A 23,519-nucleotide genomic window follows, 5' to 3' on the forward strand; every position below is an offset into this window, starting at 1 on the left:
TATATATTAATTTTTACTGTTAACTATTTAGTTATTTAACTTCTATTTATTATATACTGATTTTATATATTTTAATTTAATCAAAATGCTAAATTTAAAAAAATAAATAAAATTATTCATTTTATATAAATTATACTATTTAACGTTTTTTATTTTATTAATTTTCTATTTAAAAACATACATCAAGTAATTTTTATATAAATATTAAATTATTAAATTATGTATTTTATTTAAGATTTAAAAGATATTTTTTTGATAGATTGCTTTAAATATATTTATATTTATTTATGAGTTAAATAATCTTTTATTATTATAAATAATGAATAGATTTTCAGGTTATTTTAGAAAAAATATTATTTTTACGAAAATACTTTCTTATTCTGATGAAATAGGATTATTATAGTGAAAATTATTGTTGATGAAAATATGCCTTATGCCTATGAACTATTTAGTCGTACTGGTAAAGTCTTATCAGTACCAGGACGTGAATTATCAAAAATAGAACTTAAAGATACTATTGGATTAATGGTACGATCTATTACTAATGTTAATGCTAAATTATTAGATAATACATCGATAAAATTTGTTGGTACTGCAACTTCTGGTACTGAACATATTGATTATCATGTACTAAAAAAAAAAGGTATTAGTTTTTCTTCTGCTCCTGGCTGTAATTCTATTGCAGTAGTTGAATATATTTTTTCCGTACTTTTTTTTTTAGCAGAACGCGATGGTTTTGATCTACGTAATCGAATTGTAGGTATTATAGGAGCAGGAAATATCGGTAATTGTCTGAATAAACGCTTAAAAGTTTTAGGAGTAGAAACTTTAATATGTGATCCTCCTCGTAAGAATCGTGGAGATAAAGAAATCTTTTATTCATTAGATGAATTAGTAGCAAAAGCTGATATACTTACTTTTCACACACCATTATTTATAGATGGATTATATAAGAGTTGGCATTTAGTAGATATAAATTTACTTAATTCACTAAAGAAAAATACAATTTTAATTAATACTTGTCGTGGTTCAGTGGTCGATAATAAAGCACTTTTACAAATATTAACTATGCGTAAAGATATCAGCGTAATATTAGATGTTTGGGAAGAAGAACCGAATATATCATTAGAATTATTAAATAAAATAGATATTGCTACTCCACACATTGCTGGTTATACGCTTGAAGGGAAAACACGTGGTACAATTCAAATATTTGAATCTTGGTGTAATTTTATAGATAAACCTCAACAGATAATATTAGAAAATCTTTTACCGAAACCGGAATTTAGTACTATAACATTACATGGTAATATTGATCAGTATAAGCTAAAACGATTAATACACTTAATATATGATGTACGACGAGATGATACATTATTAAGAAAGTTAACTGCAATAGATCATATAGATTTTGATCTCTTACGTGCTCAATATCAAGAACGTCGTGAATGGTCATCTTTACAAGTTATCTGTGACAATACGGAAACAGTTACTATACTAAATAAACTTGGTTTTAATGCTACTCTACAGTAATTAGTATAAATACTTTTATTATAAAAAATCATTTTTATTTGAGTGCTATTTCAATTAATTTAAATATTTTTTGAAATGATTTTCAAAATTCCATATATAATAAATTTTATTAAAATTTTTATGTAAACTTAAAAATCAATTTACATTCATTATTCATTATTCATTATTCTAATATTAGAATTTATAGAATAAGATTAAATAACATTTTTATGTTGCAATAATAGAATTACTTACATTTTATAAATATAATAAATTTTTCTTATCATAATATTAAAATATAAATTAAATGATATTTAAAAAAAAGAAAATTATAAAAATAGCATTGGGTATAGAATATGATGGTAGTGGCTATTATGGTTGGCAGCGTCAAAAATCAGTACCTAGTATACAAGAAAAGTTAGAAAAAGCATTATCTATAATTGCCAATCATAATATAAATGTGTTTTGTGCTGGACGTACTGATGTAGGAGTTCATAGTATTGGTCAAGTTGTTCACTTTAGAACAACTGCACAACGTACCGAAAGTGCTTGGACATTAGGTGTAAATTCAAATTTACCTCATGACATTGCCATACGTTGGGTAAAAATAGTTCCAGAAGAATTTCATGCGCGATTTAGTGCTATCGCTCGACGTTATCTTTATTTAATTTATAACCAACGCCTTCGTTCTGCAATTTTATCTAAAGGTATAACTCATTTTTATTATCCATTAGATACAGAAAAAATGCATCGTGCAGGACAGTGTCTAATAGGAATGAACGATTTTACTTCTTTTCGTGCTATGCACTGTCAGTCACATACACCATGGCGTAATCTAATGCATATGAATATTATTCGTCAAGGTTCATATGTAATTGTTGATATTAAAGCTAATTCCTTTGTGTATCATATGGTACGAAATATTGTTGGCAGTCTTATAGAAATAGGATGTGGTAAACAAACAGAAGGCTGGATGGCAAAATTACTTTTTGCTAAAAATCGTTATTTGGCAGCGAGCACTGCAAAAGCTAGCGGTTTATATTTAGTCTCAGTAGATTATCCGCCTCATTTTCAATTACCACAATCTACTCCTCATCCATTATTACTTATTAATTAATTATAGAAAATGTCAATATCTTTATTTTATAAAGGTCATTAATCTTAATTAAAAAATATTATATTTTATAATATATTTAAGGATTATAAATGATTATGATTGTTATAATTTCATGATAAATAAACTTTAAGTTATTTAATATTAAAAATTAATTTTATAATAGTTATTATCTTTTATTTTTAATAACTTTAATTGATTAAAATATATATAAATTATTTCATTTATTATTACTATTTCAATAAATAAAATAAGCAGTTTATATTTTATTTTTTTATATGAGTCAATTATTAAATAAGTAATTATTTGTTTTTGACATTGTTAAATTAGCTTAAATATACATGAAATGTCTTCACATAATTCCTTAATTTAGTTATTTTTTATATATCTCTAAAGTAAGTGAATTATTAAATGATAACCTATATGCTTAGCTAAGCTTAATATAATATAGATAATTACAATAATAATCAAGGTTGAGATTAGGTAAGCATTAAATAAAAAGGTCATTAATGAGCTGGATTGAACGGATATTAAGTAGAAGTAAAAATAAAGTAATCAATTCTCGGAGGGCAAGTATACCAGAAGGAGTATGGACAAAGTGCGATAGTTGTTGTCAAGTATTATATCGCGTTGAATTAGAGCGTAATCTTGAAGTTTGTCCTAAGTGTGATCATCATATGCACATAAGTGCACGTAATCGTTTACTTAGATTATTAGATCAAGGTTCTATAACTGAATTGGGTAGTGAATTTGAACCAAAAGATTTATTGAAATTTCGTGATTCAAAAAAGTATAAAGATCGGTTAAGTATGGCACAAAAAGAAACGAATGAAAAAGATGCTTTAGTAGCTATGAAAGGTCAATTATATACAATACCAGTAGTAGCAGCTGCATTTGAATTTTCCTTTATGGGTGGTTCCATGGGATCGATCGTAGGAATACGTTTTGTACTTGCTGTAGATCAGGCTTTAAAAGATAATTGTCCTTTAATTTGTTTTTCTGCTAGTGGTGGCGCACGAATGCAAGAAGCATTAATATCTTTAATGCAAATGGCTAAAACTAGTGCTGCATTAGCAAAAATCCAAAAGATTGGTCTACCTTATATTTCTGTACTTACAGATCCAACTATGGGTGGTGTCTCTGCTAGTTTAGCTATGCTAGGCGATTTAAATATTGCAGAACCTAAAGCATTAATTGGTTTTGCTGGTCCACGTGTGATTGAACAAACTGTACGAGAAACACTGCCATTTGGTTTCCAACGTAGTGAGTTTCTGATTGAAAAAGGTGCTATTGATATGATTATCCGTCGTCCAGATATGCGTCTTAAATTAGCAAGTTTATTAGCAAAAATAATGCATCTTTCAGCACCTGTAAGTGACATAGAGAACAGAGTTAAAAATAAATCAATAAAATAAGAAAATATTAATATAACCATGTAGTAGATATTAATATCTTATTGTAAAATATTAATTTTAATAAATATAATATATGAATATTTTAAATTTTCCTAAAACTAGCTGGTCTTTAAACGAATGGCTTCATTATATTGAACATTTACATCCTCATTATATTGACTTAAATCTAGATCGTATTAAACATGTTGCTAATCGACTTGATTTATTGATAAAACCAGCTCCATTTATTTTTACAGTTAGTGGAACTAATGGTAAAGGTACTACGTGTCATATGCTTGAAATTTTGCTAATAGCAATGGGATATCGCGTAGGTGTTTACAGCTCACCACATCTTTTGCACTACACTGAACGTATTCGTATACAAGGTACGGCTTTAAATAAGGTTTTACACTGTAATAGTTTTGCTAATATAGAAGCTCACCGCGGTGATATTTTATTAACTTATTTTGAATTTAGTACATTATCAGCATTATATTTATTTCGTGAAGCTAATCTAGATGTAGTAATTCTAGAAGTCGGTCTTGGTGGACGTCTTGACGCTACTAATATTATTGATTCAGATATAGCCATAATCACATGTATTGCTCTTGAACATACTAAATTATTAGGTAACAACCTTGAGAGTATTGGACGCGAAAAAGCTGGTATATTTCGTAAAGGAAAACCTGCTATTGTAGGTGAAACTAATATTATTAAAAGTTTAATTGATGTAGCATTAGAAAAGAAAGCTAGATTGTTACAGTGTAATAGAGATTGGCAGTGGAAAAAAATAAGCGATAAATGGATTTTACAGGATACTTATGGTGAATTATATGATTTATCATTACCACAAATACCGTTACAAAATGCAGCTACTGCTTTAACTGCATTACGTGCTTCTAATCTAAAGTTAAATGAAGATATTATTCGTAAATATTTACCGTTAGTAACACTGCCAGGTCGTTTTCAAATAATTCAAAAGTTCCCTCATATTATCCTTGATGTAATGCATAATCCACATGCTGCTTGTTATGTAGCTTCTAGGTTAAAAGAAATCAAAAAAACATCTAAATTACATGTAGTAATTGGAATGTTGAATGATAAAAATATTAAAAATACACTAGCAGCATTGTTACCACAAGTTAATTATTGGTATTGTGTATCTCTTAATGGTCCTCGTGGTGTTCCAGCTAAAAAGCTAATGTCATATCTCAATAGTGGTGAAAGTTTTGATAACGTAGCTGATGCTTGGAAAGCTGTATTTAGTAGGGTTAGCTCTAAAGATATAATCTTAGTATGTGGTTCTTTCCATACTGTAGCATTAGTCATGCAATTAATAAAAGAAAATAATTGAAATGAAAAGTAAATTTCAACATCGATTAATTGGTTCGATAATTTTAATAATTATTTATGTAATAATATTACATAACATATTAAATACTAAAAAAACACAAAAAAGAAGAGATAATTATTATTATCTTACTTATTCAAAAGATAAAAGATAAAAGATAGAAGATAGAAGATAGAACTAAATAGAAAAATAATTTTACCTTCAACCTAAAATAAATCTATTTTATAAAAGTTTAATAATAATATTAACAATTATCAAAATGAAACTAGTAATGTACATTTACATAAACACAATATAAAAAATATACAAGAAAATAAAAAAACATTCCTTTATTACATGATTCTATTGATGTAAATACAATAAAAATACTTTTAAAGAATGAAAATCCTGATACAATATTTATCTCAGAATAAGCAGATTAATATTATTAAATAAATCAAATAAAAAATATCTAGTGATCAAGTATATATTATCTAACTTAGAATATTTTAAAACGCTATTACAGTAAATAAAATCTAAAAATAATTACATCCTTTTAGCTATTTACTCTAAGTGAGTGCTTCGTTAATTTCACTATAAAACAAAATTAGCCATATTTAGATTAGATTATATTTTTTAAAAAAGAAATTAAAATTTTTACTAAGTAAGTTGAAAAATGTTTTAGGTCTTTATGGCCTAATAAATCAATACGCGATAATATATTTATTTTTAATAAATTATTAAACTCATAAAAACATAAAAATAATTAATATTTATTTATGGATATCAGCTATATATTAATTTTTTTTAACGTAAAAATTAATGCAAATATTAGAATAGAAAAATTTTTTTTATGAAAATAATAGGAGTATATAACTAAAAAATTTCTTTAAAAAGATACGTTCAATTTTATGCATTGTTGGATAAAAATATGATTTGGATTGATTATTTTATTATTGGAGTCATTTTTTTTTCTATTGTAGTGAGCGTAATTCGAGGGTTTATCCAAGAAACTTTATCTTGTATTATTTGGATATGTGCATTTTTTATATCTACTCATTATTATAGTTATTTAGTAGTATGGTTAACAAATTCTAATGATAAGCTTATTAATAATAGTATTGCTATTATAATAATATTTTTTACAATACTAATTATTGGAGCAATTGTGAATCATGTAATTAGTTCTGTAATCCAAAGAACTACTCTATCAGGTATAGATAGAGTATTAGGTGGATGCTTTGGGGCATTACGTGGTATAATTTTTATTTCTGCTATTATCTTTTTTTTAAATATCTTTACTTCTTTTCCTAAAAGTTATGACTGGCAGCAATCTAAATTGATTCCACAATTTAATTATATGGTTAAATTGTTTTACCAAAAAATCCCGTCAAGCTTTATTCCGATAACACCATCTAAATGGATGGTTATTAATAAGGAAATAATAAATGTGTGGTATCGTTGGTATCACTAGTTTTATGTCAGTAAATCAATCTATTTACGATGCTTTAACAATGCTACAACATAGAGGGCAGGATGCTGCTGGTATTTGTACAATCGATTCATTTAATTGCTTTCGTCTACGTAAGGGGAACGGTTTAGTAAGAGATGTATTTGAAGCATATCATATGCAACGTTTGCAGGGTAATATTGGAATCGGCCATGTACGTTACCCAACAGCTGGTAGCTTTAGTGCATCAGAAGCACAACCTTTTTATGTAAACTCTCCTTATGGTATTACACTTGCACATAATGGTAATTTGACTAATACATATGAACTCCGTAAACAATTATTCAAAGTAAGTCGTAGGCACGTAAATACTAACTCAGATTCTGAAATTTTATTAAATATTTTTGCACAAGAACTGAATCGCTTTCAGCATTATCCTCTTAAAGTAAAAGAAATTTTTTCTGCTGTGACAGCTGTACATAAACAGGTACGAGGTGCTTATGCAGTTGTTGCTATGATTATAGGTCATGGAATGGTTGCTTTTCGTGATCCACACGGTATCAGACCGTTAGTAATTGGAAAACGAAAAATTGCAGATAAAATTGAATACATGGTAGCATCAGAAAGTGTAGCTCTTGATACTTTAAGATTTGAATTTATTCGAGATGTAGAACCAGGCGAATCTATTTACATTACTAAAAATGGTAAATTATCTACACATCAATGCGCTGATACTCCAAAAAGTAATCCATGTTTATTTGAATATGTATACTTTGCTCGTCCTGATTCTTTTCTTGATAAAATTTCGGTTTATAGTGCTAGAGTACGAATGGGTACTAAATTAGGGATGAAAATTGCACGTGAATGGAAAGATCTTAGCATTGATGTAGTAATACCAATTCCAGAAACATCTACTGATGTTGCATTAGAAATCGCACGTATTCTAGGAAGACCTTATCGTCAAGGTTTTGTAAAAAATAGATATGTAGGTAGAACTTTTCTTATGCCAGAGCAACAGTTACGACGTAATGCTGTTCGTCGTAAATTAAATGCTAATCGTGCAGAATTTCAAGGTAAAAATGTTTTACTTGTTGATGATTCTATTGTACGAGGTACAACATCTGAACAAATAATTGAATTAGCTAGAGAAGCAGGTGCTAAAAGAGTTTATTTAGCATTGGCAGCACCAGAAATTCGTTATCCTAACGTCTATGGTATCGACATGCCAAATACAACTGAATTAATAGCACATGGCCGTCAAGTAGAAGAAATCTGTCAATTAATTAAAGCTGATGCACTAATATTTCAAGATTTAGAAGATTTAATTGAAGCAGTACGTGAAGATAATCCTAATATTACAAGTTTTGAAAGTTCAGTATTTAACGGGATTTATGTAACTAAAGATGTTGATCAAAAATATTTTGAATATTTACAATTGCTGCGTAATGATGATGCTAAAGAGATAGCTCGACAAAACGAAATGGAAAATTTAGAGTTACATAACGAAGACTAAATACGTTATTTATTATAAGTGTATATTAAAAAATAATATTACCTGTAATTTTTTTATTTTTATTATAATAATCTGATTAAAAAACAAAATTAATTAATAAGAGTTATTATATATTTTATTTTAATATTTAAAGTTAAAACCTGAAAAATGAAAAAAATTATTATTGGTATTTCAGGAGCTAGTGGAGTAATTTACGGTATACGTTTATTGCAGATACTTAAGCCGATAGAAAAAATAGAAACACATTTAGTAATGAGTCTAGCAGCTCGTCAGACATTATCACTAGAAACTAGTTATACTTTACGTGAGGTTAAGCAATTAGCAAATGTAGTTTATGATATACGAGATATTTCCGCCAGTATTTCTTCTGGTTCTTTTAAAAAATTGGATATGATTATTATACCTTGTTCAATAAAAACACTTTCTAGTATTGTACATAGTTATAGTAATAATTTATTAACTCGTGCGGCTGACGTAGTACTCAAAGAGCACAATAAATTAGTATTATGTGTACGAGAAACTCCTCTACATATTGGACATCTACGTATGATGACAACTGCCGCTGCACTAGGTGCTATTATTATGCCACCTATACCTGCATTTTATCATAATCCAAAAACAATTACAGAGTTGATAGATCAAACTATTAATCGTATAATTGATCAATTAAATATTGACTTACCTCAAGATCTATTTGCCAGATGGAATCGTATATAATGATATTTATATAAAACTAGATATAAAGAATTCATCTATACTAAATAGATAATTAAAATTTGATATAAATAATATATTATAATAAATTAATACTGTTAATTCCAATATTAATAATATTAATACTAATTAATCTTTATTTTTTTGAGTTGAATAAAGGTTGTTTCTGATTTTTTCTTTACTAAAAGAAACTTGTTATTTTTGGTTGAAAGGTCTTCCAAACATTTTAAGCAAGATATTGCATTATCTTGCTTAACTGTAAAGATATTCAGACGGTAGTATTTTAATAAGTTTCTATTGGGCCATTCTTTAAATTTTTTTATATTCATATTTAATAGTTATTAAGAATTTAACTATAATTAACATCATAATAAAGTGTTAGCATTGTAATAAGGTCAGCATTAAATTTACTATTGAATTTTTCATTTTTGATAATTGCAAGAACATTAGCTACCATTGCCAGTTATAGACTATGTGAAAATACATTTTCAACACGAACATTACGTATTAGCAACCAGCAGCAATTAATTAGTTTGAGATAAAAAAGAAGCAAAAAAATGGGTATGGAATATACGAGTAATTCTTGTTCGCATTCGCATAATTAAAGAGAGAAATAGTTATTCAATAACAGAAAAAAAGAAAATTTATTTATTAGTACTACATATGCTTATAAACATTTAATTGATTTGTAATCTCATTATAATGAGATTACAAATCAATTATTTAATCATAATAAATTTTTTATATTAAGAAGAGTATTTCTGTAAAAAACTACGAAATTTACCGATAGCTATCTCTAATTCATCTACTCGTGGTAAAATAACTATACGTATATGATCTGGCCATGGCCAATTAAAAGCAGTACCTTGAACTACAAGAACTTTCTCTTGCAATAAAAAATGTAGTACCATTTTTTCATCATCAATAATTTTGATTTTTTTAGTATCAATACGAGGAAACATATAAAGTGCACCTTGAGGTTTTACACAACTTATACCAGGAATATCATTAAGTAGTTTCCAAGCATGTTGCCTTTGTTCGTATAGACGACCCCCTGGAAAAATAAATTCATTAATGCTTTGATAACCTCCTAATGCAGTTTGTATAGCATGTTGTGCTGGTACATTAGCACATAAACGCATTGAGGATAGGATTTCTAATCCTTCAATATATCCCTTAGCATGTGTCTTAGGTCCGCTTAATACCATCCAACCTTGACGAAAACCAGCTACACGATATGTTTTAGATAACCCATTAAATGTAACTATTAACATATCAGGTGCTAATGATGCAATTGAATAATGCTCAATTCCATCATATAAAATTTTATCATAAATTTCATCAGAAAAAACAATTAAATTATGCTGTCTGGAAATTTCTATAATTTCCAATAGAATTTCTTTACTGTATACTGCACCGGTTGGATTATTAGGATTAATAATAACAATACCACGAGTACGTGGTGTAATTTTATTACGGATATCATTAATATCAGGGAACCAATTAGAATCTTCATCACATAAATAATGAATTGCTTTACCGCTTGAAAGTGAAATAGCTGCAGTCCAAAGTGGATAATCTGGTGCAGGAACTAACATTTCATCCCCACTATTTAATAAAGCTTGCATGGATTGTAATATAAGTTCAGAAACTCCATTACCAATATAAATATCTTCAATATTAATATTATATAAACCCCGTGCTTGGTAATATTGTATAATTGCTTTACGTGCAGAATATAATCCTTTAGAATCACAATATCCTTGTGCGGTTGGTAAATTACGAATTACATCAACTAAAATTTCATCAGGTGCTTCAAATCCAAAAGAAGCAGGATTTCCAATATTTAGTTTAAGAATTTTATGACCTTCTTTTTCTAACCTGGTTACTTCTTTTAAAACATCTCCACGAATATCATAACAAACATGATCGAGTTTATTAGATTTATTAATTTGTAAATTCATATTACTCACCGTTACAAATAGTGCTTATTAAATTTGCTATTTAGAATTAAATTTATCTTATTTTATAAGAAATAATATTTTTGCTATATTTATATATAAATATCATTTTAAAGTTAATTTAATTGTTAAATTTTCTTACATTTAAATATTTTATATATTTTAGTATCTAATAATATTTAGATACTAAAATAATACTAATTATCTAGTAATTATTAGAAAACATTTAATAAAATAAGTATTTTTTTATTAAAAAATTTATTTAATACTTTCAATTATGTTTATATATTTATTTTATGAATATTTACATATATAAAATATAATATAAAAAAATATATACAAATTATTTTTAATATTTTCAATATTTTATATATTATAAAATAAGTATTTTTATTGATTGAAAGTTGACAAAATATTAGAGAAAGAAGTAAAATTTCTATTAATTTTTAATAAAATAATACCATGATTTTCATAGAAAATAATATATTATATTTTCTTAACCTTGTAATAGAACGAGATGTTGTTATTACTTTCAAGGTAAAAATATGTCAACTACCACAACAATTATAGCCCAGCAATGGTCTTTTATAGCCTTTGTTTTTGTCATACTTAATTTATGTATTTTTATGCTATTAGGAGGATGGTTATTAGGAGGTCGTGCACATGGACGATATAAAAACACTCCATTTGAATCCGGCATTCAATCAGTAGGTGATACTCATATTCGTTTTTCAGCTAAATTTTATTTAATTGCAATGTTTTTTGTTATTTTTGATGTCGAAGCACTTTTTTTATACGCTTGGTCTATTTCCATTCGTGAAAATGGATGGATTGGTTTTATAGAAGCTACAATATTTATTGCTATCCTTTTAATAGGATTAATTTATTTAACACGTGTTGGAGCTTTAAATTGGACACCAAATTACCGTCGTGTTTTGATTAAAGAAAATCTTATCCATAAAACTACTATTAATAAAAAAGCAACTTTAAACTTTATGAGAAGTAAAAAACAAGGTAAATGAAATGGATTACACGTTGACACGTATAGATCAAAATAAAAGTGATCATGATAGTTATCCTTTACAAAAACAAGAAATTGTTAAAGATCCTTTAGAACAGCACGTTAATCGTAATGTATATATGGGAAAACTTAAGCATGCCTTACATAATATGGTAAATTGGGGACGTAAAAATTCCCTGTGGCCTTATAATTTTGGGCTATCTTGTTGTTATGTAGAAATGACAACATCATTTACTGCAATACATGATGTTGCACGTTTTGGTGCAGAAGTAATGCGAGCTTCTCCACGTCAAGCTGATTTTATGGTTATTGCTGGTACCCCATTTATAAAAATGGCTCCTATTATTCAGCGTCTTTATGATCAAATGCTAGAACCAAAATGGGTTATTTCTATGGGTTCTTGTGCTAACTCTGGTGGTATGTATGATATTTACTCAGTAGTACAAGGTGTAGATAAATTTCTTCCTATTGATGTTTATGTTCCTGGATGTCCTCCTCGTCCAGAAGCCTATATACAATCTTTATTATTATTACGTGAATCTATAAGTAAAGAACGTCGTCCACTTTCATGGGTGGTAGGAGAACAAGGTATTTATCGAGCTAATATGGAATCTGAGCGTAAAAAAAAACGTGCTCAACGTATCACTGTTAGAAATTTAAGAACTCCAGATAATGTATGAATTTTTATTCATTATTAATGGAGATTCAGAATCAGTATGTGTATATTATTCTATCCTGAATTATTAAATATCTAATTACAACAGCTCGGAACAGTAATTAAAAGTATGGCAGATTTAACTACACAAGAGCTCAATCATCCTTTATGGCAAACTCAAGATCACTCAGATGATCCAGTAATTAAACAATTGGTTAATCATTTTGGGGAAGGGGCCATTAATATTCAAGCTACTCGCATTGGTATTTTAGTCATATGGATAGAGCGTGAGAAAATCCTTAAAATTATAGAATTTTTACATAGATTACCAAAATCATACATTATGTTATATGATCTGCATGGTATAGATGAGCGTTTTCGTATCAATCGTAATGGAATACCAACTGCAGATTTTTCTGTTTTTTACCATTTATTATCTATTGAACGAAATCAAGATATTATAATCAAAGTAGCTTTATCAGAAAAAGATCTAAATATACCAAGTATTACTAAAATTTTTGCTAATGCTAATTGGTATGAGCGTGAAACTTGGGAAATGTTTGGAATTATATTTAATGGCCATCCTCACCTTACTCGTATTATAATGCCACATACTTGGATAGGTTATCCTTTACGTAAAGACTACCCAGCGCGTGCTACTGAATTTGATCCATTTATGTTGAGTAAGCAAAAAGAAGATCTAGAAATGGAATCTTTAACTTTCAAACCAGAACATTGGGGTATGCAACGTAGTAATGCCAATCAAGATTTTATGTTTCTTAATCTTGGTCCAAATCATCCTTCAGTACACGGTGTATTTCGTATTATTTTACAACTTGATGGAGAAGAAATTGTCGATTGTGTTCCAGATATCGGTTATCACCATCGAGGTGCAGAAAAAATGGGGGAACGTCAATCATGGCATAGTTACATTCCTTATACTGATCGTATCGAATATCTTGGTGGTTGTATAAATGAGATGCCTTATTTATTAGCAGTAGAAAAATTAGCAGGTATTACTGTTCCAGATCGTGTGAAATTAATTCGTATTATGTTATCTGAATTATTTCGTATTAATAGTCATCTATTATATATTTCCACTTTTATTCAAGATGTTGGAGCTATGACACCAGTATTTTTAGCATTTAGTGATAGACAAAAAATTTATAATATCATTGAAGCAATTACGGGATTTCGTATGCATCCAGCATGGTTTCGTATCGGTGGTGTAGCACATGATTTACCAAAAGGATGGAATCGTTTATTACGTGAATTTCTCGAATGGATGCCGAAGCGCTTAAAAGAATATGATAAAATAGCCTTACGTAATACGATATTAATAGCTCGTTCAAAAGGAATAGCAGCTTATAATTTGGATGAAGCTTTGGCATGGGGGGTAACTGGAGCAGGTTTACGTGCTACTGGACTAAATTTTGATGTACGTAAATGGCGACCTTATTCTGGTTATGAAAATTTAGATTTTGAAATACCAATTGGTGGAGGTGTTAGTGATGCTTATACTCGTGTTCAACTTAAAATGGAAGAAATATGGCAATCATTACATATTTTAAAACAATGCTTAAAAAATATGCCAGAAGGACCATTTAAAGCAGAACATCCATTAACCACACCTCCTCCTAAAGAACGGACGTTACAGCATATTGAAACTTTAATCACTCATTTCCTACAAGTATCTTGGGGTCCCGTAATACCGGCAAATGAATCTTTCCAGATGATTGAAGGAACTAAAGGTATCAATAGTTATTACTTAATTAGTGATGGAAATACTATGAGTTACCGTACTCGTGTGCGAACACCAAGCTTTCCGCATTTACAGCAGATCCCATCAGTAATACGAGGTAGTTTAGTGTCTGATCTTATAGTATATTTAGGTAGTATTGATTTTGTTATGTCAGATGTGGATCGTTAATTATGCAATATCGAAGAGATTATATTACAAAGATTGACAACGATGAAGTCTTTTTTCTTACAAAAGAAGAACAAGATGCTATTGAAGAAGAAAAAAAACATTATGAAGATAGCAGAGCTATTTCAATTGAAGCATTAAAAATTGTTCAAAAAAATAGAGGTTGGATTTCCGATAATGCTATTAAAGCTATTGCAGATATGTTAAATATTTCTGTTAGTGACCTAGAAGGTGTAGCAACTTTTTATAGTCATATTTACCGACAACCAGTTGGCCGTTATGTAATTCGTTACTGTGATAGCGTAGTATGTTATATCATGGGATATCAGAAAATTCAAAAAGCATTAGAAGATTATTTAAATATCAAACCTGGTCAAACTACTTTAGATGGTTATTTTACACTGTTACCAACTTGTTGCTTAGGTAATTGCGATAAGGGACCAACTATTATGATAAATGAAGATACTTATATTCATTTAAAAGCAGAAAAAATAGTTAATCTATTGGAACAGTATAGATGACAATTAAAAAAATTATTCGTACAGCGGAAACACATCCACTTACCTGGAGATTACGTAACGATGAACTACCAGTCTGGATTGATGAATACTGTAGTAAAAATGGTTATGTAGGAGCAAAAATAGCATTAAAAGGAATGAATCCAGAAAATATAATTGAATTAGTGAAAAAATCTGGTCTTAAAGGACGTGGCGGTGCTGGTTTTCCTACTGGATTAAAATGGAGTTTACTGCCGAAAAATAAATCTACAATATGTTACCTGATATGTAATGCTGATGAAATGGAACCTGGTACCTATAAAGATCGTTTATTAATGGAACAAATGCCGCATCAATTATTAGAAGGTATGCTTATTTGTGCTTTTGCATTACAAGCTTACTGCGGCTATATTTTTTTACGTGGTGAATATATTAAAGCAGCTATTAACCTTCGCCGAGCTATTAATGAAGCCACTCATATTGGTATGTTAGGTAACAATATCTTTAATACTGGTTTTAATTTCAACTTATTTTTACATATAGGTGCTGGACGTTATATTTGTGGTGAAGAAACTGCTCTGATTAATTCATTAGAAGGTCGCCGTCCTAATCCACGATTTAAGCCACCATTTCCAGCAACTAATGGATTATGGGGTAAACCAACATGTATAAATAATGTTGAAACTTTATCAAATATTCCTGCGATTTTTTTAAATGGTACTGATTGGTATAATAATCTTTCTAAGAGTAACGATACTGGTACTAAAATGATGGGATTCTCAGGACGTGTAAATAATCCTGGCGTATGGGAACTACCTTTTGGTGTAACTGCACGTGAAATTCTTGAAGATTATGCTGGTGGAATGCAAAATGGATTAAAGTTAAAAGCATGGCAACCAGGTGGGGCTGGAACTGATTTTTTAATAGAACATCATCTTGATTTACCAATGGATTTCATGAGTATTAGCAAAGCAGGAAGTCGATTAGGGACAGCATTAGCAATGGCAGTAGATCATGAAATCAATATGGTATCATTAGTTCGTAATTTAGAAGATTTTTTTGCTCGTGAATCTTGTGGATGGTGTACTCCATGCCGTGAAGGTTTACCTTGGAGTGTAAAAATTTTATGTGCATTAGAACAAAAAAAAGGTCATCCTGGTGATATTGAGACTTTGCAGCATCTATGTTACCAGTTAAGTATAGGTAAAACCTTTTGTGCTCACGCGCCTGGAGCTATCGAGCCATTACAAAGTGCAATCAAATATTTTCGTGAAGAATTCGAAGCTGGTATTAAATCACAGTCAGTTAATACTATTCAAATTAAAACGATTCAAGGTATTCAGCCAAATTTATTGAAAAAAATATAATTAATAAACAAATACAAGATATAAGCAAAATATATATTTCATGCTCATGTTATAATGATCTTTACGGAAGTATTGCACTATGGTTAAAATTTATATCGATGGTAAAGAATATGATATCAATAAAGCGAACAATTTATTACAGGCCTGTCTGTCTCTTGGATTTGACATTCCTTATTTTTGTTGGCATCCAGCACTAGGAAGTGTAGGATCTTGCCGATTATGTGCTGTTAAGCAATTTAAAAACTTTGAAGATTCTGAAGGTCGTCTTGTCATGTCCTGTATGACACCGATTTTAGATTACAATTTCATTTCTATTAATGATATTGAAGTAAAAAAAATTCGCAAAAGTATGATAGAATTAATTATGATAAACCATCCTCATGATTGTCCAGTATGCGAAGAAGGTGGTAATTGTCATCTACAAGATATGACTGTAATGACAGAACATAATTCACGTCGTTATCGATTTAATAAACGTACTCACCATAATCAAAAACTTGGACCGTTTATTTCTCATGAAATGAATCGTTGTATTTCTTGCTATCGATGTGTTAGATATTATAAAGATTATGCAGATGGAAAGGATCTAGGGGTTTACGGTACTCACGATAATCTTTACTTTGGCCGAGTAGAAGATGGAATATTAGAAAGCGAATTTTCAGGAAATTTAGTTGAAATATGTCCAACTGGAGTTTTTACTGATAAAACTCACTCTAAAAAATATAATCGTAAATGGGATATGCAGTTTGCACCTAGTATTTGTCAACAATGTTGTATAGGTTGTAATATTAGTCCTAGTGAACGGTATGGTGAAATACATCATATTGAAAATAGATATAATATTAATATTAATAGTTACTTTTTATGTGATCGTGGCCGCTTCGGCTATGGATATGTAAACCGTAAAGATCGCCCACGTCATCCAGAACAGTTACGTGGTAAAGATCGTATTGTTTTGAATGCAGAACAAGCAGTAAATGCAGCTGCAGATATTATACGCCAAGCAAAACGTGTCATTGGCATAGGTTCACAACGTGCCAGTATAGAAAGCAATTTTGCGCTACGTCAGTTAGTAGGTGAAAAAAATTTTTCAACTGGAATCCCATATATTGAACATAATAATCTCGAGTTAATTTTAAAAATTTTACAAGAAGGAGGCATTTATTCTCCTTCTTTACGTGAAATCGAAAGTTACACAGCAGTGCTGATATTAGGGGAAGATATTACCCAAGTTGCTGCACGTTTAGCACTTTCTGTACGTCAAGCTATAAAAAATAGAGCATATGAAATAGCAGCTAATCAACAAATTTCTGATTGGAACGTTTCAGCTGTTTTTAATATTAGTCAAAATGCTAAAAATCCTTTGTTTATTACTAATGTAGATAAGACTAGTTTAGATGATATTGCAAAATGGAGTTATCATGCTTCAATAGAGGAGCAAGCTCGATTAGGATTTGCTATTGCTAATGCTATAGATTCAAGGGCACCAAAAGTTATTGGTTTTGATAATAACCTTAAGGAAAAAATAGAAATTATAGTAGAAGTACTTTCTAATACTAAAAAACCTTTAATTATTTCTGGTGTTCATTCAGGTAGCCGTGCACTAATTGAAGCTGCAGCGAATATTGCAAAAGCTTTAAAAATACGTGGATCAGATGTTGGTATTACGTTATTAACTTCAGCTTCAAATAGTATTGGTATTGGAATGATAGGAGGTAAATCTCTTGATAATGCACTTGAAATACTTAGTAAAGGAGAAGCTGATGCTCTAATCGTATTAGAAAATGATCTTTACCGTTATGCACCAAAAGCTAAAGTTGATTCTGCATTAAAAAATACTTCTAATGTGATTGTAATAGATCATCAACGTACGAAGACTGTAGAAAAAGCAGGATTAGTTCTTTCTACTGCTAGTTTTGCTGAAAGTGATGGTACTTTGATTAATTATGAAGGACGTGCTCAACGATTTTTTCAAGTTTATGATCCTACTTTTTACGATAAAAATATTGTTATATTAGAAAGTTGGCGTTGGTTACATTCATTACATAGTATTGTGCAAAATCGTGAAGTTAATTGGACAATATTAGATCAGGTTATTACTTCAATAGTTAATACTCTACCTCAACTTAAAGGCATTAAAGATGCTGCTCCAAATTCTACCTTTCGAGTTCATGGTCAGAAATTATCACGTTCTCCACATCGTATAAGTGGACGTACTTCTGTGCTTGCTAATATAAATGTACATGAACAACGTCAACCGCAAGATAAAGATACTATGTTCGCTTTTTCAATGGAAGGTAATAATCAACCAAATGCACCACGTTCACAAATACCTTTTGCTTGGGCTCCAGGTTGGAATTCACCGCAAGCATGGAATAAATTTCAAATTGAAGTAGGCGATCAACTACGTTATGGAGATCCTGGCATACGTTTATTTGTATTAAATAAAGAAACTTTACCTTGGTTTACATCTATTCCAAAACCGTTCATAACAACTACTAATTACTATCATATTGCTCCTTACTATAATTTATTAGGTAGTGAAGAAATGAGTCAACGTTCAACAATATTTCAAAAATCTATATCACCAGCAATATTAATCATTAATTCTGGAGATGCTGCGAGGTTAGGTTGGAAAAATAATTCTATAGTTGAGTTAGTATGTGCTGGTGAAACATTACATCTACCAGTACGTTTTTCAATGTTATTACGAAGAGGGTTGATAGGATTACCATTAGGCATACCTAACATTCCAGTTTTTTTATTAGGTAGAAAAATTGATAAGTTGGAAGAGGCAATACAATAATGAACTGGCTTACACCAGAATTTATTTATATTGTGATTAATATCTTTAAGTCTATTATTATATTATTATGTGTTGTAATTTCTAGTATTTTTATGAGTTTTATGGAACGTCGATTACTTGGCTTATGGCAAAACCGTTATGGACCAAATCGAGTTGGTTCATTTGGGTTACTGCAAATAATAGCAGATATGATTAAAATGTTGTTTAAAGAAGATTGGATTCCGCCGTTTGCCGATCATATTATTTTCACTATAGCTCCGGTTATTGCTTTTATTTTAATGCTTTTAGTGTTTACAATTATACCAATTACAGCAAGTTGGTTTGTAATAGATCTTAATGTAGGTATATTATTTTTTTTAATGATGGCTAGTCTTTCCATATATGCTGTATTGTTTGCTGGTTTGTCAAGTAATAATAAATATTCCTTATTAGGTGCCATGCGATCTTCAGTGCAAACTCTTAGTTATGAAGTATTTCTAGGTTTATCATTAATGGGTGTAGTTGCACAAGCTGGTTCATTTAATCTAAATATTATAATCGATAATCAGGTTTATTTATGGAATATTATTCCTCAATTTTTTGGTTTCCTAACTTTTTGTATAGCAGGTGTTGCTGTTTGTCATCGTCATCCTTTTGATCAACCAGAATCTGAACAAGAGTTAGCAGATGGTTATCATATAGAATATTCTGGTATGAAGTTTGGATTATTCTTTGTAGGAGAATATGTTTCAATTACCACTGTATCGGCATTAATTGTAACTTTATTTTTTGGTGGTTGGCACGGTCCGTTTTTCTCTCCTTTTATTTGGTTTTTTTTGAAAACAATATTTTTTATGATAATGTTCATTTTAATTCGTGCAGCACTACCACGTCCTCGCTATGATCAGATATTATCGTTTGGTTGGAAATTTTGTTTACCATTAACTTTAATAAATCTACTCTTAACTGCAGCAGTAATCCTATATACTCGACAGTAAGGTTTTTTAGATGAATATCAAAGATATTTTTATTGGATTTGCTACTATAATACGCAGTATATGGCTTGTGTTTATGCATACTTTTGCTAAGCGGGAAACACAATTATATCCAGAAAATCCAGTATATTTATCACCTCGCTATCGTGGTCGTATTATTTTAACACAAGATCCAGATGGTAACGAGCGTTGTGTAGCTTGTAATCTATGTGCAGTAGCATGTCCAGTATCATGTATATCACTGCAAAAAAGTGAGACGAAAGATGGAAGATGGTATCCAATTTTTTTTCGTATTAATTTTTCACGTTGTATTTTTTGTGGGATGTGTGAAGAAGCTTGTCCAACTACTGCTATTCAACTTATCCCAGATTTTGAAATGGGTGAGTTTAAACGACAAGATTTAGTATATGAAAAAGAAGATTTATTAATTTCTGGATCTGGTAAATATCCAGATTATAATTTTTATCATTTATCAGGTGTATCAATAAGTGGTAAGCGTAAAGGTAATGCAAATAATGAAGTTAAACCTATCGATGTAAAAGGGCTATTGCCATAAGGAACGTAAGGAAAAAATATGGATTTTTTTTTTATTTTTGCGGATTAGTATCAATATTAACTATGATACGTATTATGACTCATACTGATCCGATACATGTACTGTTGTACCTTATTGTTTTATTATTATCAATTGCCGGTATATTTTTTTCTATAGGGGCTTATTTTGCTGGTGCTATAGAAGTAATTATTTATGCTGGTGCTATTATGGTGCTATTTGTTTTTGTAGTAATGATGCTGAATTTAGATCGAATAAAGCAACAAGAGCAGAAATGGTTAAAACCATCTTTATGGTTAGGACCTAGTATTATTTCATTATTACTACTAATAGTAATGATTTATGCAATTAATGGATTTAAAAATGAAAGTATTAATATTACAGTTATCGATGGAAAAGCTATAGGAATTAGTCTCTTCAGTTTTTATATATTAGCCGTTGAATTAATTTCTATGTTATTACTAGCTGGTCTAGTTGTTGCATTTCATATTGGACGTGAAAATCTTAACAAAAAAATTTTTAGTAAAAATATAAAGAATAATCAAGTAAGTAATAATTTAGAATAAAAGAGGGGAAATTATGGTTCCATTACAACACGCTCTAATTATATCTGCTATATTATTTGTTCTTGGTATTACTTCATTGATTTTACGTCGTAATTTATTATTTATGTTAATTAATATTGAAATCATGCTTAATGCTGCCGCACTTGCTTTAGTGGTAGCTGGTAGTTATTGGGGACAAGCTGACGGGCAAGTAATGTATATCTTTACTATTAGTTTAGCTGCATCAGAAGCTAGTATTGGTTTAGCGCTATTGCTTCAACTTTATCGTTCTCGTCAGACGCTGAATATTGATATTTTAAACGAGATGCATGGATGAATCTTCTTTATTTAATCGTTTTATTTCCACTAATTGGCTATTTATTACTAGCCTTTTCTCATGGTAGTTGGTCTAAAAATATATCAGCTGTAGTTGGTATAACTTCAGTTGGTATATCAGCACTAATTACTATGCTGGTCGGTATTCAATTTTTCGAGAATGGACAGCATCCTTTTAATCAAATGCTTTGGACATGGATACAAGTAAATAATTTTAATATTAAAGTAAATTTGATATTAGATGGATTATCACTAACTATGTTGTCAATAGTGACAGGAATAGGCTTTTTAATTCATGTTTTTTCTTCTTGGTATATGCGTTCTAAAGAAGGTTACTCTCGTTTCTTTGCATACACTAATTTATTTATCGCCAGTATGGTAATTTTAGTATTAGCTGATAATTTAATGCTAATGTATCTAGGTTGGGAATTGGTGGGACTTTGTTCTTATTTGCTCATTGGATTTTATTATAACAATATAAAGAATTGTAATGCAGCTATAAAAGCATTTATTATTACTCGTATAGGAGATGTATTTCTAGCATTAGCTTTGTTTATTCTTTATAATCAACTAGGAACTTTAAATTTTCAGCAAATGGTAGAACAGGCTTCACTACAAGTACCATCTAATAATCATATATTGCAATTAGCTAGTATGCTACTACTATGTGGAGCAGTAGGAAAATCTGCTCAGTTACCATTACAAACATGGTTAGCAGATGCTATGGCTGGACCCACACCTGTTTCTGCATTGATTCATGCTGCTACTATGGTTACTGCAGGTGTCTATTTAATTGCACGTACCCATGGTCTTTTCCTACTCACACCAGAAGTATTATATATAGTTAGTATCATTGGTACTATCACCTTAATATTAGCAGGTTTTGCTGCTTTAGTTCAAAATGATATTAAACGTATACTTGCTTATTCAACTATGAGCCAAATTGGCTACATGTTTTTAGCATTAGGAGTACAAGCGTGGAATGCTGCAATTTTTCATTTAATGATACATTCATTTTTTAAATCATTATTATTTCTCGCTTCAGGTGCAGTTATTTTAGCCTGTCATCATGAACAGAATATATTTAAAATGGGTGGATTACGTAAAACTATGAAATGGGTGTATATTTGTTTTTTAATAGGAGGTGCTGGATTATCAGGACTTCCAGTAATTACTTCAGGTTTTTATAGTAAAGATCAAATTTTATTTGTAACATTAATAAACGGTCATATTAGTCTTATGTTTATTGCATTACTTGGTTCACTGATTACTTCAATCTATGCTTTTCGTATGATATTTATTGTGTTTCATGGTAAAGAAAAAACTCATGCTTACCCTGGTAATGGTATAACTTATTATTTACCACTTACTATTTTATTAATATTATCAACTTTTATTGGTGCACTTATTACACCACCGTTAGGTAATGTATTTCCGCAAAATACATTTAGTGAAAGTAGCAAAGTAGCTATAGAAATTACTACAGGTATAGTATCTATCATAGGTATTCTAATTGCAAGTATTTTATGGACAGGAAAAACTAAATTAGTTAATGGTATTTTCAATAATTTTTTAGGTCGTTTTTTTTATAAATGGTTGTTTATAGGATTGGGATTTGATTGGATTTATGACAAAATTTTTGTAAAAACTTATCTTTATATTGCCTATTTACTACACCGTGATCCAATAAATTTATTAATGAATTTACCAATATTAATTGTAAGAATAAGTAATAAAGGATTGTTAATGAGCATAAATGGTAATTTACGTTGGTATATAGCTTCAATAAGTGTAGGAAGTTTAATAGTAATAGCTTTAATGATGATAATGTCTTCTTTGTGAAAAAAACC

Annotated in this window: 19 protein-coding genes; 18 read left to right on the top strand and 1 reads right to left on the bottom strand. The window is 29.5% G+C overall.

What is annotated here, in order from left to right; all coding sequences use genetic code 11:
• The first annotated feature begins 402 nt into the window (after positions 1–402).
• From FD728_RS00820 to FD728_RS00850, 7 genes are all read left to right on the top strand, one after another.
• The gene (locus tag FD728_RS00820) at positions 403–1,533 is read left to right on the top strand and encodes a DUF3410 domain-containing protein (RefSeq protein WP_159933853.1); all 1,131 of its coding nucleotides are present in this window, start codon (positions 403–405) and stop codon (positions 1,531–1,533) included.
• Between the two features lie 286 nt (positions 1,534–1,819).
• A complete protein-coding gene (truA, locus tag FD728_RS00825) occupies positions 1,820–2,629 on the top strand; it encodes a tRNA pseudouridine(38-40) synthase TruA (RefSeq protein ID WP_159933855.1) in 810 nt (269 codons plus the stop codon).
• A gap of 506 nt (positions 2,630–3,135) precedes the next feature.
• Complete coding sequence (gene accD / locus FD728_RS00830) at positions 3,136–4,041, top strand: acetyl-CoA carboxylase, carboxyltransferase subunit beta (protein WP_159933857.1); 906 nt, start codon at positions 3,136–3,138, stop codon at positions 4,039–4,041.
• A gap of 73 nt (positions 4,042–4,114) precedes the next feature.
• Positions 4,115–5,374 (top strand): bifunctional tetrahydrofolate synthase/dihydrofolate synthase, encoded by a 1,260-nt coding sequence (gene folC, locus FD728_RS00835; protein ID WP_159933859.1) that lies wholly within the window; start codon positions 4,115–4,117, stop codon positions 5,372–5,374.
• A gap of 907 nt (positions 5,375–6,281) precedes the next feature.
• A complete protein-coding gene (locus tag FD728_RS00840) occupies positions 6,282–6,824 on the top strand; it encodes a CvpA family protein (protein WP_159933861.1) in 543 nt (180 codons plus the stop codon).
• Positions 6,799–8,313: an amidophosphoribosyltransferase gene (purF, locus tag FD728_RS00845; RefSeq protein ID WP_159933863.1), complete on the top strand. Its 1,515-nt coding sequence runs from the start codon at positions 6,799–6,801 to the stop codon at positions 8,311–8,313. Before FD728_RS00840 ends, purF begins: the two co-directional genes overlap by 26 nt.
• Before the next feature lie 147 nt (positions 8,314–8,460).
• Positions 8,461–9,030 carry a UbiX family flavin prenyltransferase gene (locus tag FD728_RS00850; protein WP_159933865.1) on the top strand — a complete coding sequence of 190 codons (570 nt, stop codon included), beginning with the start codon at positions 8,461–8,463 and terminating at the stop codon, positions 9,028–9,030.
• Positions 9,031–9,773: 743 nt separating this feature from the next.
• Here FD728_RS00850 and FD728_RS00855 read toward each other — a convergent pair.
• A complete protein-coding gene (locus tag FD728_RS00855) occupies positions 9,774–10,991 on the bottom strand; it encodes a pyridoxal phosphate-dependent aminotransferase (RefSeq protein ID WP_159933867.1) in 1,218 nt (405 codons plus the stop codon).
• Between the two features lie 542 nt (positions 10,992–11,533).
• On the opposite strand from FD728_RS00855, the gene ndhC reads away from it, so the two are divergent.
• The 11 genes from ndhC (at position 11,534) to nuoL (ending at position 23,511) form a co-directional block, all read left to right on the top strand.
• Positions 11,534–12,010: an NADH-quinone oxidoreductase subunit A gene (gene ndhC / locus FD728_RS00860; protein ID WP_159933869.1), complete on the top strand. Its 477-nt coding sequence runs from the start codon at positions 11,534–11,536 to the stop codon at positions 12,008–12,010.
• A 1-nt stretch (position 12,011) separates the two neighbouring features.
• Complete coding sequence (locus tag FD728_RS00865) at positions 12,012–12,689, top strand: NADH-quinone oxidoreductase subunit B family protein (RefSeq protein ID WP_159933871.1); 678 nt, start codon at positions 12,012–12,014, stop codon at positions 12,687–12,689.
• A 105-nt stretch (positions 12,690–12,794) separates the two neighbouring features.
• Entirely contained in the window at positions 12,795–14,594 is a 1,800-nt protein-coding gene (gene nuoC, locus FD728_RS00870) for an NADH-quinone oxidoreductase subunit C/D (protein WP_159933873.1), read from the top strand.
• Between the two features lie 2 nt (positions 14,595–14,596).
• Positions 14,597–15,112 (top strand): NADH-quinone oxidoreductase subunit NuoE, encoded by a 516-nt coding sequence (nuoE, locus tag FD728_RS00875; RefSeq protein ID WP_159933875.1) that lies wholly within the window; start codon positions 14,597–14,599, stop codon positions 15,110–15,112.
• A gap of 2 nt (positions 15,113–15,114) precedes the next feature.
• Entirely contained in the window at positions 15,115–16,455 is a 1,341-nt protein-coding gene (gene nuoF / locus FD728_RS00880) for an NADH-quinone oxidoreductase subunit NuoF (protein ID WP_159934458.1), read from the top strand.
• A 79-nt stretch (positions 16,456–16,534) separates the two neighbouring features.
• Entirely contained in the window at positions 16,535–19,261 is a 2,727-nt protein-coding gene (gene nuoG, locus FD728_RS00885; RefSeq protein ID WP_159933877.1) for an NADH-quinone oxidoreductase subunit NuoG, read from the top strand.
• Entirely contained in the window at positions 19,261–20,238 is a 978-nt protein-coding gene (gene nuoH, locus FD728_RS00890) for an NADH-quinone oxidoreductase subunit NuoH (RefSeq protein ID WP_159933879.1), read from the top strand. Before nuoG ends, nuoH begins: the two co-directional genes overlap by 1 nt.
• A gap of 10 nt (positions 20,239–20,248) precedes the next feature.
• On the top strand, positions 20,249–20,791 hold the full coding sequence (gene nuoI, locus FD728_RS00895) for an NADH-quinone oxidoreductase subunit NuoI (protein WP_159933881.1): 543 nt from the start codon (positions 20,249–20,251) through the stop codon (positions 20,789–20,791).
• The gene (gene nuoJ, locus FD728_RS00900) at positions 20,788–21,354 is read left to right on the top strand and encodes an NADH-quinone oxidoreductase subunit J (RefSeq protein WP_255456968.1); all 567 of its coding nucleotides are present in this window, start codon (positions 20,788–20,790) and stop codon (positions 21,352–21,354) included. The genes nuoI and nuoJ overlap by 4 nt, the downstream gene beginning before the upstream one ends.
• A gap of 13 nt (positions 21,355–21,367) precedes the next feature.
• Positions 21,368–21,670: an NADH-quinone oxidoreductase subunit NuoK gene (gene nuoK, locus FD728_RS00905; protein WP_159933885.1), complete on the top strand. Its 303-nt coding sequence runs from the start codon at positions 21,368–21,370 to the stop codon at positions 21,668–21,670.
• Positions 21,667–23,511 carry an NADH-quinone oxidoreductase subunit L gene (nuoL, locus tag FD728_RS00910; RefSeq protein ID WP_159933887.1) on the top strand — a complete coding sequence of 615 codons (1,845 nt, stop codon included), beginning with the start codon at positions 21,667–21,669 and terminating at the stop codon, positions 23,509–23,511. The genes nuoK and nuoL overlap by 4 nt, the downstream gene beginning before the upstream one ends.
• The last annotated feature ends 8 nt before the right edge of the window (positions 23,512–23,519 follow it).

This window comes from Pantoea sp. Aalb (assembly GCF_009829985.1).
Lineage (GTDB): Bacteria > Pseudomonadota > Gammaproteobacteria > Enterobacterales > Enterobacteriaceae > SZZU01.

Bases quoted from the DNA above. Each gene is read 5' to 3' on its own strand.
- nuoK (WP_159933885.1), top strand. From the start codon at position 21,368: ATGGTTCCATTACAACACGCTCTAATTATATCTGCTATATTATTTGTT.
- nuoH (WP_159933879.1), top strand. From the start codon at position 19,261: ATGAACTGGCTTACACCAGAATTTATTTATATTGTGATTAATATCTTT.
- nuoI (WP_159933881.1), top strand. From the start codon at position 20,249: ATGAATATCAAAGATATTTTTATTGGATTTGCTACTATAATACGCAGT.
- nuoC (WP_159933873.1), top strand. From the start codon at position 12,795: ATGGCAGATTTAACTACACAAGAGCTCAATCATCCTTTATGGCAAACT.
- nuoG (WP_159933877.1), top strand. From the start codon at position 16,535: ATGGTTAAAATTTATATCGATGGTAAAGAATATGATATCAATAAAGCG.
- folC (WP_159933859.1), top strand. From the start codon at position 4,115: ATGAATATTTTAAATTTTCCTAAAACTAGCTGGTCTTTAAACGAATGG.
- FD728_RS00865 (WP_159933871.1), top strand. From the start codon at position 12,012: ATGGATTACACGTTGACACGTATAGATCAAAATAAAAGTGATCATGAT.
- FD728_RS00855 (WP_159933867.1), bottom strand. From the start codon at position 10,991: ATGAATTTACAAATTAATAAATCTAATAAACTCGATCATGTTTGTTAT.
- FD728_RS00840 (WP_159933861.1), top strand. From the start codon at position 6,282: ATGATTTGGATTGATTATTTTATTATTGGAGTCATTTTTTTTTCTATT.
- FD728_RS00850 (WP_159933865.1), top strand. From the start codon at position 8,461: ATGAAAAAAATTATTATTGGTATTTCAGGAGCTAGTGGAGTAATTTAC.
- accD (WP_159933857.1), top strand. From the start codon at position 3,136: ATGAGCTGGATTGAACGGATATTAAGTAGAAGTAAAAATAAAGTAATC.
- nuoE (WP_159933875.1), top strand. From the start codon at position 14,597: ATGCAATATCGAAGAGATTATATTACAAAGATTGACAACGATGAAGTC.
- truA (WP_159933855.1), top strand. From the start codon at position 1,820: ATGATATTTAAAAAAAAGAAAATTATAAAAATAGCATTGGGTATAGAA.
- ndhC (WP_159933869.1), top strand. From the start codon at position 11,534: ATGTCAACTACCACAACAATTATAGCCCAGCAATGGTCTTTTATAGCC.
- nuoL (WP_159933887.1), top strand. From the start codon at position 21,667: ATGAATCTTCTTTATTTAATCGTTTTATTTCCACTAATTGGCTATTTA.
- purF (WP_159933863.1), top strand. From the start codon at position 6,799: ATGTGTGGTATCGTTGGTATCACTAGTTTTATGTCAGTAAATCAATCT.